At 56.8% G+C, this 11,236-nt stretch carries 8 protein-coding genes and 1 tRNA gene; 1 reads left to right on the top strand and 8 read right to left on the bottom strand.

Features of this window, described 5'->3' with window-relative positions:
- The first annotated feature begins 9 nt into the window (after positions 1-9).
- Positions 10-2,310: an ACP S-malonyltransferase gene (fabD, locus tag ACMV5I_RS13325; RefSeq protein WP_414824552.1), complete on the top strand. Its 2,301-nt coding sequence runs from the start codon at positions 10-12 to the stop codon at positions 2,308-2,310.
- 252 nt (positions 2,311-2,562) lie between these two features.
- On the opposite strand, the gene ACMV5I_RS13320 is transcribed toward fabD, so the two are convergent.
- From ACMV5I_RS13320 to ACMV5I_RS13285, 8 genes are all read right to left on the bottom strand, one after another.
- Positions 2,563-2,638, bottom strand: a tRNA-Asn gene (locus tag ACMV5I_RS13320).
- A 290-nt stretch (positions 2,639-2,928) separates the two neighbouring features.
- Positions 2,929-3,987, bottom strand: a complete 1,059-nt coding sequence (fbpC, locus tag ACMV5I_RS13315; RefSeq protein ID WP_037375424.1) for a ferric ABC transporter ATP-binding protein — start codon at positions 3,985-3,987, stop codon at positions 2,929-2,931.
- 25 nt (positions 3,988-4,012) lie between these two features.
- Complete coding sequence (locus ACMV5I_RS13310) at positions 4,013-6,091, bottom strand: ABC transporter permease (RefSeq protein ID WP_174334503.1); 2,079 nt, start codon at positions 6,089-6,091, stop codon at positions 4,013-4,015.
- A 67-nt stretch (positions 6,092-6,158) separates the two neighbouring features.
- Complete coding sequence (locus ACMV5I_RS13305; RefSeq protein ID WP_024486073.1) at positions 6,159-7,190, bottom strand: ABC transporter substrate-binding protein; 1,032 nt, start codon at positions 7,188-7,190, stop codon at positions 6,159-6,161.
- Positions 7,191-7,393: 203 nt separating this feature from the next.
- Positions 7,394-8,683: an MFS transporter family glucose-6-phosphate receptor UhpC gene (uhpC, locus tag ACMV5I_RS13300; RefSeq protein WP_414824551.1), complete on the bottom strand. Its 1,290-nt coding sequence runs from the start codon at positions 8,681-8,683 to the stop codon at positions 7,394-7,396.
- 88 nt (positions 8,684-8,771) lie between these two features.
- On the bottom strand, positions 8,772-10,304 hold the full coding sequence (locus ACMV5I_RS13295) for an MASE1 domain-containing protein (protein WP_202810964.1): 1,533 nt from the start codon (positions 10,302-10,304) through the stop codon (positions 8,772-8,774).
- 12 nt (positions 10,305-10,316) lie between these two features.
- Positions 10,317-10,946, bottom strand: coding sequence for a response regulator transcription factor (locus tag ACMV5I_RS13290; protein WP_024486492.1), 630 nt, complete (start codon positions 10,944-10,946; stop codon positions 10,317-10,319).
- Positions 10,943-11,194, bottom strand: coding sequence for a hypothetical protein (locus ACMV5I_RS13285; RefSeq protein ID WP_046808356.1), 252 nt, complete (start codon positions 11,192-11,194; stop codon positions 10,943-10,945). Before ACMV5I_RS13285 ends, ACMV5I_RS13290 begins: the two co-directional genes overlap by 4 nt.
- Positions 11,195-11,236 lie beyond the last annotated feature (42 nt).

Genomic DNA, 11,236 nt, shown 5'->3' with positions numbered 1-11,236 from the left:
TAAATGACCATGCAAGTACTGCTTTTTCCCGGTCAGGGATCTCAATACAAAGGGATGGGACAAGATTTATGGGCGGCTTACCCGGCGTTGGTTGATGAAGCTTCAAGTATTCTCGGCTATTCAATACGCGACTTATGCCTGAATGACCCTCAGCAACAACTGGGCCTGACGCATTTTACTCAGCCAGCCCTGTATGTAGTGAATGCGCTGAATTTTTATCGTTGGCAGGAGGGTGGCCACCATGCGGATGCGGTAGCCGGGCACAGCCTCGGTGAATATTCAGCATTGCTGGCTGGCGATGCCTTTGATTTCGCCACCGGATTACGCCTGGTGCAAAAACGCGGCCAATTAATGAGTGAGGCATCCGGTGGTGGAATGGCTGCCGTACTGGGGATGCGCGTTGAAGCATTAGAGGATTTTTTGCGTGAACAGGGGGTGGAGGGGATTGATATCGCCAACCAGAACTCGCCGAACCAGTCGGTTATTGCCGGTGATGTGGTGACGCTTACGCGCGCGGAACACCTCTTACAGGCGCGCGGCGTGAACTGTGTCAGGCTCAATGTCAGCGCCGCATTCCACTCGCGCCATATGCAAAAAGCCCAACAGGAGTTCACTCTGTTCCTGCGGGAATTCGCCTTAAAAGATCCCAGGTTGCCGGTGATAGCGAACGTGACCGCACGGCCTTATCAGCCCGGCGAAGTGGCTTCCTTATTGGCACAGCAAATCGCCAGTACGGTGCGCTGGACAGAGAGTATTCGTTACCTAATGGGGATGGGCGAAGTTGATTATGTTGAAATGGGGGCCGATCCGAAGCGTATGGGGGGGCGCGTGTTGAGCAAAATGGTGGACGAAATCCGCCGTACGGAAACGGCTATTATTGAACCACCACCTGCCCTGTTCGCCCAAGAGAGGGCATTGGGTGAACCCTGGCATACTGCGACGGCGGAGCCCAGCCAGCCAGAACCGGCGCATCAGCTAGGCAGTGCAGTGTTCAGGCAACGCTACGGCCTGAAATACGCTTACGTTGCCGGGGCGATGTTCCGGGCAACGTCGTCGGTGGCGCTGGTGGTGCGGATGGGGCAGGCCGGGATGATCGGTTATTTCGGTGCCGGTGGGCTAGATTTGCCCGAGATTGAAAGCGCCATTCAGCAGATACAGAATCAGCTTAAGGATGGGCAACCCTGGGGGATCAACCTGTTGGCCAATCACGACGATCCCTTGCAGGAAAGGGCCTGGGTTGAGCTGTTTTTAAAATACGGTGTGCGTTATATAGAAGCTGCCGCTTTTATGCAAATGACGCTTCCCCTCGCGCTGTTTCGTATCCGGGGGCTGCGCCGGGACAGTGAGGGAAAAATTCGCTGTGACCACCATATCATGGGTAAGGTATCGCGCCTTGAAGTGGCAGAGGTGTTTTTAAGCCCGGTGCCGACGCATCTGATCAACAATTTATTGGCCGAAGGGGCGATCAGCGCTGAACAGGCCGAAATGGCGCGGGAAGTGCCGGTGAGCCAGGATATCTGCGTGGAAGCGGATTCGGGGGGGCATACGGATGGCGGCATTCCTACGATTTTGCTGCCTACGATGCTGCAATTGCGCCAGAGGCTCGCCGAACGTTATCAGTATCGGGAACCCTTATGTATTGGTTTAGGCGGAGGTATCGGGACGCCGGAGGCTGCCGCTGCCGCGTTTGCGATGGGGGCCGACTTTATTCTTACCGGTTCGGTTAACCAGTGCACTGTAGAGTCAGGGGCAACGGAAATCGTCAAGGCATTGTTGCAAGATGTCAGCATTCACGATATGGCCTACGCCCCGGCGGGAGATATGTTTGAATTTGGTTCGCGTGTGCAGGTTTTGAAAAAGAAGGTTTTGTTCCCCATGCGCGCGAACCGGCTTTATGCACTGTATACCCATTACGACAGCCTTGAGGCGATCCCCGAGGCGGAAAGAAGCAAGCTGGAACGCTCGGTGTTCAAACGCCCCTTTGCAGAAATATGGGAAGAGTGCTTGCGGTATCTTAAGGCTGCGGGGCGGGACAAGGATATTGCTCAGGCGCAGGCAAATCCCAAAGTGCGTATGGCACGCGTTTTCCGCTGGTATTTTATGTATTCCACGCAGCTTTCATTCAGCAACTCCCCCGATGATCTGGTGAATTATCAGGTGCAGACAGGGCCGGCTCTTGGCGCGTTTAATCAGTGGGTGAAAGGTACGGAGTTGGAACCTTGGCAACAGCGCCACGTGGATAAGATTGCGCTGACCTTGTTGGAATCGACGGTCCGCCATTTACGTGAAAACCAGCCGCTATTTGTTTAACGGGGGGATGTGAACTTGCACCGTGAGGAGCGGATGGCGCTTTTCCCGGTGCGGGTAATTATCACTGCTTGTCACCATCAATGGATGCCGAACATAGCGATCACTATGTGAAGAAAATACTTATGGAACAGGGAGCGATATGGCATGGGGGTATTTTGATGATATGACTATATGGAACAGGGGAATTCGATTTGCGAAAAGAAGATTTTTTGATACACCATGGACGACAGCCGCTTTCCATGGCGCTAAATATGGCTCCTCTGACTGGACTCGAACCAGTGACATACGGATTAACAGTCCGCCGTTCTACCGACTGAACTACAGAGGAATCGTGTGAACGAGCGGAATCATAACGGGGTGCTGGGGGGATGTCAAAGGGGATTACGCATTCTGCGTTTGTTTGCTTACAGAATGCGCAACCCGTTGAGCTTTTGGCAGATTTATCCCCTGGATACCCGTTTCAAACTCAGCCGACCACTCGGCATCAACGCTAAAGCTGCGGCAATGGCAGTCGGCCGGATTATCTTCGAGTACCAGCAGCGGATTAACCGTGATTGGACAGGGAATGGACAACAAAAAATACCCCGCCCGGAACCTCGAGCGGGGTTTAATTCAGGCTTACTCGTCGGCGAGTACGAACATGCCGAACGGATGGATTTGCAGGAAATAGCTGTCGCCCGGCTCGGGTTGCAACTGCGTAGCGTTTACCTGCAGCAGCAGCGACTGATCGTGCCAGTTCACCAGCACTTCATACTGTGGCCCCATGTAAGCCACCTTACTGATGGTGCAACGCTGGCTAGGTTCCCCATGTTGGCTGAGGGTAATCGCTTCCGGGCGCACGCCTACGGTACATTGCTGCAAACCAGGGGCAAAGCCTTGTGGGCGCGGTACCGGGTAGCCAAAGATCTCTACGCCGCTGCTGGTCACCTTGGCCGGGAAGATGTTGGCATCCCCCATAAATCCGGCCATAAAGCGCGAGGCCGGGTAACGGTACAGCGTTTGCGGTGCGCCAATCTGCATGATTTCCCCTTTGTTCATCACCAGCACGGTGTCGGAAACCGCAAAGGCTTCGCTCTGATCGTGGGTGACGTAGAGTGAGGTGATGTTGAACTGCTGCTGCAACTCGCGGATTTTCTCACGCATGCTGCGGCGCAGGTTGGCATCCAGGTTGCTCAGCGGTTCATCGAACAGCAGCACCTTGGGCTTGAGGATCAGCGCACGTGCCAGGGCGACGCGTTGCTGCTGGCCGCCAGAGATCTGATCGACATAGCGCTCTTCAAAACCTTCCAGATCGACCAGCATCAGGGCTTCACGGACCCGATCGCGGATCTCCGCCTTGGGCCTTCCCAGCATTTTCAGGCCATAGCCGATGTTATCCCCCAGCGACATATGGGGGAACAGCGCGTAGGACTGAAACACCATACAGATGTCCCGCTGCTGAATGGAGCGATCGGTCACGTCCTCGCCGTCGATGAAGATCTGCCCGCCACTGGGTTTCTCCAGCCCGGCGACCAGGCGCAGGACCGTGGTTTTACCGCAGCCGGAAGGGCCAAGCAGCGTCACCATATCCCCACGGGGGATCGCCAGGCTCAGGTTTTCAATCACGGTGTTGTTGCCAAACCGCTTGGCGACGTTTTTCAGTTCAACAAAGTGCTTTTTATCTTGAATGTCAGACATGTTGTTCATCCTTCTCCGCCGGGTATCAGGCCGCATTCCGGGCTTTGGAACGCGCGACCCGCGCTTCGCCAACCAGGGCATCAAACAGGAAAATAATCGCCAGCATCACTACGATCAGGATCGATCCGTAGGCGATGGCCACGCCATACTCGCCGTCCTCGACCCGGTTAAGGATGTAGGACGTCGCGACGCGCGTATCTGGCGTCACCAGGAAAACAATGGCGCTCACGGTGGTCATGGCACGGACAAAGCTGTAGACCAACGCCGAGAGGATCGCCGGGCGTAGCAAGGGCAGCAGGATATACACGATGGTGCGTAGCGAACCGGCACGCAGGCTGAGGGAGGCCTCATCCAGTGACTTGTCCAACTGCCCCAAACCAGCGATACCCGCACGGATCCCCACTGGCACGTTGCGCATCACCATTGAAATGATCACGATGGCTGCCGTCCCGGTCAGGTAAACCGGTGCACTGTTAAACGCCAGAATGTAGGAAACACCGGCGACGGTTCCTGGCACCGCGAAGCACAGCATGGTGCTGAACTCGATCACTTTTTTACCCTGGAACTGCTGGCGTACCACGATGTAGGCAATCAGCAGGCCGAAGATGGCGGTGATCGGTGCGGCAATCCCGGCATACAGCAAGGTATCGATCAGGGAAGGCCATGCGCCGTCGCTGAAGCCTTGGCCGAACAGTTTGCTGAAGTTGTCTAGCGTCAGCGTGTAGTCCACGCCCCAGTTAACGGTAAAGCTGCCGTAGAAAATGCTGCCGTACAGCAGGATGTTGAAGGCGATCCAGACATACAGCATCAACGAGACGCCCCACACCAGCGTCACCGGCAGCGGCTGAACGTCGCCGTGGTTGGATTTGCCGGAAATGGTCACGTAGGAACGCTTGCCGATCCACATGTACTGCACGCAGAACACCAGTAACGAGAACATCAGCAGCACCACGCCCAGCGTACTGGCTGCCTGATAATCAAGCTGCGCACCGGTAATGTAGAAGTAGATCTGCGTGGCCAATACGTCGAAATTGCCGCCGAGGACCAACGGGTTACTGAAGTCCGCCAACGACTGAACAATGACGATCAGGAACGAGTTGGCCAATGCCGGTTTCAGCAGCGGCATAAACACCTGGGTAAAGGTCTGGAAGCGGTTGGCGCGCAACGTGTAGGACGCCTCTTCCAGCGACGGATGGATGGTCTTGATCGCCCCGTCGAGGATCATGAATGACATGGGCGTAAAGGCCAGCACCTGGGCCAACCAGATCCCGGTAAAACCGTAGAGCCAGTTGGTGTTGGTCAGGCCGAACCAGGTCACCATCAGCTCGGTGATGTAGCCTGAGCGGCCCATCATCAGGGTGACGCCTAAACCAACCACAAACGGCGGCGTGACGATTGGCAGGATCGAAAAGATACGGCCAATCACCGCCGAACGGCGGGCGATACGCGTGGTATAAATCGCCAGCACCATACCAAAGAAGGTACAGCCAATCCCGACGGCGACGGAGAGCAGGAAGGAGTTCCAGATCACCTGCAGGATATGCGCCTGCCCGAGCGTTTGCATAAACGCCAACGGGGCGAAGGCACCGGCCTCATCGGTGAACATTGGGATAAAGATGGCGATGCTGGGATAAATGATAAACAGCACGATCAGGGCGATCACCGCCACCAGCGAGCCGAGTACGAAGCGATCGCCACCCAGCCATTCCAGCCTTGAGAGCGCAATGGTGATCACTGCGCCCATTGCCACCAGCAGCGGTAAGGTAGCGAACCCCATCCCGGTACCGGTCGCGGCGGCGCTGATAAATACCAATAGCCCACAGGCCAGGGCATAACCGGCATCAAACAGGTGGCGGTTGCGTTGCTCGCGGCCAGTGGCAATCTGCGGGCGTACAACCAGCAGCATCGGGGCGGCAAACCACAGCATGGCCAAGCCTGCATGTGACCATCCGTAGGCCGCCAGCAGCTCTTCGCTGGTCGCCTCCAGCAGCCCGTAGTCCAGGCTGTAGGAAGGCAGTAGGGCGAAACCTGCCAGCGCCAGCAGCAACCAGTAGAAAATGGGATCCCGCCCCTGCGCCGTGCGCAAGGTGATGGTTTCAGACATGATATTCCCCGGAATAAACGAAAATGAAGCGGGCGTAGAGCCTACGCCCGATAGATGCGGGATGGGATCAGTGGCCCATCTTCACGTCGTTAACCCATTTGGTGATCAGCTTTTTACGCATGTCGGAAGCGCCGTAGGTATCCATGTCGTAATCGATCAGTTTCAATTGATCCAGCTTCAGCGAGTTAGGGGAAGTCTCAGCCGTGGTGTTGGTCAGGATCTGGTAAGACTGACCCTTCTTCCAGGAAAGCTCCTGAGCCTCTTTTGACAACGCCCAGTCCACGAACAGCTTGGCGTTTTCCATATTGCGGGCATTTTTCAGGATGCTGATGCCGCCGATTTCATAGCCAGAACCTTCGCATGGGGAAACCAGCGTCAGAGGTGCACCTTTCTCTTTTTCCAGCGAATAGTCGTGTAGGAAACCAATGCCGATCGTGGTTTCACCGCGCGCGGCGTTGCGGGCCGGGGCAATGCCGGACTTGGTGTACTGCGAGATATTGCCGTTCAGCTGCTTCAGGTAATCAAAGGCGGCTTCTTCGCCCCACAGCTGCGCAAAGGTGGCCAGTGCGGTGTAGGCCGTGCCGGAGCTTTGTGGATCGGCGATTTGGATCTCCCCTTTGTAGATCGGGTTGGTCAAATCCTTCCAGCACTTAGGTTCAGGCAGGTTTTTCTCTTTAAGACGATCGGTGTTGACGCCAAAACCGAGAATGCCGATATACACCGCAGAGGAGTAGTTGCCTTTACGTTTGGCCGGATCGCGGAACTGCGGCATGATTTGCTCCAGGTTCGGCGAGGCGTAAGGCTCCAACAGGTCCATTTCACCGGCCTGCGATTGCGGATCCAGCGTGCCGCCGTACCAGACGTCAGCCTGTGGGTTTTTCTTCTCCGCGTCTACCTTGGCCAGGGTGCTGCCAGAGCCGTTGCGGATAAAGCTGGTCTTGACGTCGTATTTTTCCCCGAAGACTTTGGCTTCTTCTTCGCACATGGCGTTGGTGGCGCTGCAATAGATCACCAGACGGCCTTTGGCCTGCACGGTTCCGGCCAGGGCAGTCAGCGCCAGCGTGGTGGCCAGCAGGGTGTTGAGAGGTGTCAATTTCATAGAGTCATCCTTTTTTGTTGTTGTCTTTGTAGGGTAAAGCAAACCAATTTCTTTTCTGGTGATAAGGAAACGGCAACGAATGCTATCTCCCTCACCTCAACCCTCTCCCCAAGGAGAGGGAACGAGTCCGGTGTTGTGGTCAGGTACAGTCCTCTCTCTGTGGGATAGGCATCGTAGGGGCGCCGCATGCTGCGCCCGTTGCACTATTGCCTTATCTGTCCTGCCATCAGCAACGGCATCAACAGCAGGCCGACGCAGGTGGCCGCCAGCGCCAACAGGGCAAAGAACCCATACCAGCCGTAATGCTGTAACACCTGCGCCAGTGGCCAACCGGCCAGCGCGGCCCCCAGGTAGGCGAACAGGCCAAGAAACCCGGTCACGGTACCGGCCGCATCCTTGTGGCAGTGTTCCGTGGCGGCCAGCCCGATCAGCATCTGCGGCCCAAATACAAAAAAGCCGAGGCCGAAAAAGCAGGCCGAAAGCAGCCCGTAATGGTGCAGCGGGGCCAGCCACAGGGCGGTTGTCGTCACAAATAGTCCGATGGAAAACAGTAGGATCATCGGTGCTCGCAGGCCGCGAAACAGCAGATCCGATCCCCACCCGGCAAACAGCGCGCCAAACAGCCCACCCAGTTCAAACAGTGACAACGTGGCGTTGGCCTTCATCAGGTTGACGCCATGGCTCTCCGCCAGCCAGATGTTGCCCCAATCGTTCAGCGCAATGCGTATCAGGTACACCAGGATGTAGGACACGCCCAGCAACCAGATGGTCGGATTGCGCAAAATGGTGTCAAACAGCATCCGCCGCATCGGCATCGCCGGGCTTTGCTGCTCTTGCCACAGCTCCAGCGGATCGCGCCGCCAGTGGCCCACGCTGGGTAATCCTTGCTGCTGCGGTTTGCCGCACAGTTGCCAGCACAGCCACAGCCCGATCAGCATCCCGATGGCTCCCGGCAGCAGCAGCGCAGCCTGCCAACCGTAGTGCGAAGCCATATATCCAGACAGCAACGGCACGGCCGCACCGCCCAGGCTGATCGACGTATTCCAGGTACCCCACCAGAAGCCACGCTCGTTGCGCGAATACCAACTGGTGAGCATCTTGGCGCAGGGCGGCCAGCCCCAGCCCTGAAAGAAACCGTTTAACGTCCAGACCACCAGCAACGCCGTCAGCGAATGGCAAAAGGCGAACACGATGTTCAGCACACCGGTGATAAACAGCCCGACGCCCATAAACCAGCGGGCCTGGCTGCGATCGCTGACGATGCCGGAGACAAACTTCGAGCCGCCGTAGGCCAGGTAAAACAACGTACCCAGCAGGCCGATATCCCCTTTGTCCAACCCCAGTTCGAGCTGCATCACCGGCATCGCATAGCTGACGCTCTTGCGTGTCAGATAAAATGCGCCGTAGCCGACGATCATCGAAAACATCAGGCGTGGTCGCCAGTAGCGGTAGCGAGCGCTGATTTGCTCTGCGGTTAACGTGGCCGATGCCATGGGGTCCTCCAGACAGTGAGAGCAGTGTAGGGTGCTGAAAACAGGATTGGATGAGACAAGGTTTTAGGCACCTAAGACTTAGTCCTAGTCAGACGGGGTTTTTGTTCAGTTTTGTGGGCAGGTTAACAATTATGCGCGTGCCATTACGCCGGTGAAGCCGCCAATCCCCCCCCAATGCGCGCACCCGCTCTTCAATACCGCGCAGGCCAAAACCGCTGGTGGGTTGCAACGGCATGCCCTGGCCGTCGTCACGCACTTCCAGAGTGATCGTCTGGTGGGTTTGCGTCAGGCTTAAATGCACATGGCTGGCGCAGGCGTGTTTGCTGATGTTATTGAGCAGCTCCTGTGCCACCCGGTAGAGGGTAAATACCAGGGTTTCATCATCTGGCGTGGCTGGCAGGCGGTAATCCAGCTGGAAGCTGATCCCCTGTTCTGCAAAGGAAAACTCGTCGGCCAGGTGATGCAGGGCCTTGTCCAGCTCCATCTCTTCCAACACCGGTGGGCGCAGTTGCCGTAGCAGGGTGCGGGTGGTGTGGTGGATGCGTTGCGACAACGAATCGATTTGTTCTGCGGCCAGGCGGGTGGCCGGGGCGGTGGCGCTGCGGTTCACCAGCATTGCCTGGATCTGAATAGCGGTAATATTCTGGCCGATCTCGTCATGCAATTCGCGAGCTATGGCCTTGCGCACCTCTTCTTCAGTACCCACCAGCCGCTCCATCAGATGACGTTTGGCCGCCAACTCTTGCTCCAACTGTTGGCGATAGCGCTGTAGCTTTTGCGCCAATTGCTGCTGGCGACTGATGGCAATCCCCAGCCCAATCCCCAACAGCGCCTGGGTAGAAAGGAATAGCTCCAACTCTTGCAGATCCTGAAACGCGCCACCGGCCTGGCGGGTGAGGGTGATCATCACGCTGCCAAACAGCGCTGCCAGCACGCCCCCTTGCCAGCCAAAGCGATAAGCCATAAACACGTTGGGCAGAAAGATAAAGATCAGCAGCAGCCGCTCCATCTCCGGGGCGATCGCCAGTTGTACGCAAATCCCCATGGTGAGAAACAGCGAACACCATAGCAGTAGCGAGGTGCGTAATTGTGGTGTTGAGGGGCGCGGAACGGGCATCGACGTCACCAGTTGCTGGCGCAGGTAGGTATAAATCAGATAGACGAAAGGCACCAGCAGCACGCCGCCGGTAAAGCTGGTCAGCAAGGTTTGACTGATACTGGATGGCAGCCAGACTCCCGCCAATAACCCACACAGCAGCGCATTGGCAGCGATGGCCGCCAGCAATAGCGACAGCCGTTGCCAATACAGGTGATAGCGATACCACAGCCGCTGAGTGCCCCAGGCCGGTAGCAGGCTTAACAACGGCAGCAACAGCACCGAACGGTCGCTCAGCAATTGCTGGTCATGCAGCCATAGCAGCGTGGCGGCTTCCGCCAGTAACAGCGTGAGCCAGTAACGCCGGGGTAGCAGGATCAGTAGCGCTAGCCGCAGCCCTTGGGGAAACAACAGCACAGCCTGTTGGCCGTCATGGCTCAGGTGTAGGCTAATGGTCCACAGGGCCAGCCAACTGAGGGTGAAAAACAGCGCCAGAAACAGCGAAAGCGCCAGGCGGCGCACCATTGGCGGCACCGGTTAACTCCCTGCAAGCAGTTGATGTTGCAGCGCGAAATGCACCAGTTCCACGGTAGTGTCGCAATGCAGTTTGCCGAGAATATTGGCGCGGTGCACCTGCACGGTCTTATGGCTTAAGGTCAACTGTTGGGCGATGGTTTTCACACTCAGGCCGTTGACCAGCAGATCGAAGATCTCTTTCTCGCGCGGGGTGAGTACCTGCAATTCTTTCGGTGGCTGCGGAGTATGGCGCAGCGCGCGCAAGGCATCCGCGCACAGGTAAAGCCCGCCGCTGCTGACGGCGCGCACCGCCTGCACCAATTCATGGGGGCCGCAGCGTTTGGTGAGATAACCGCCTGCCCCGGCATCAATCGCGCTTTGCACGAAGGCATTGGTGTCATAGATGCTGAGGATAATGGCGCGAAAGGTGGGGCGCTGTTGGCGTAAACGCTGGAGCAGGCTGAGGCCACTTTCGTTCGGCATGGCGATATCCAGCACCGCCACGTCGATCGGATCGCGCAGCAAGTGTGGCCATGCCTGTGCCGCCGAGTCGAACTGGCCGACGATACGGATATCCTCTTCCAACGACAGTAACTGGGCAAACCCGGAACGAACCACCACGTGGTCGTCTATCAGCGCAACGTTAATCATAGGCCTGTAACAAAGTGTGAGATTTTCCGCATCATGCGCAGGAAAACACTGGCTGGCAACTGTTGCGCTGCAAAATGGAAGGGAGTTAACAGATTGGCATTAAAATGGCCTGCCGCATCGACCCAGAGTATCCCTGTAACCAGCGCTGTTATTGCCTTCCTGACGGTTATTTTTACGCATTTCGCCTCGTTTATCCCCTCAGGAGCATGACCCCCGTCGCAAACCGGGAAGGTTGCAAGTTTGTCCATATAAATAGCATTCAAAGATATGGGGGAAATCGCTATCGAGGC

This window comes from Serratia sp. T13T92 (assembly GCF_047530105.1).
GTDB lineage: Bacteria > Pseudomonadota > Gammaproteobacteria > Enterobacterales > Enterobacteriaceae > Chania > Chania fonticola.
Note: the sequence above shows the minus strand (reverse complement) of the source record. Positions and strands in the feature narration are given on the sequence as shown.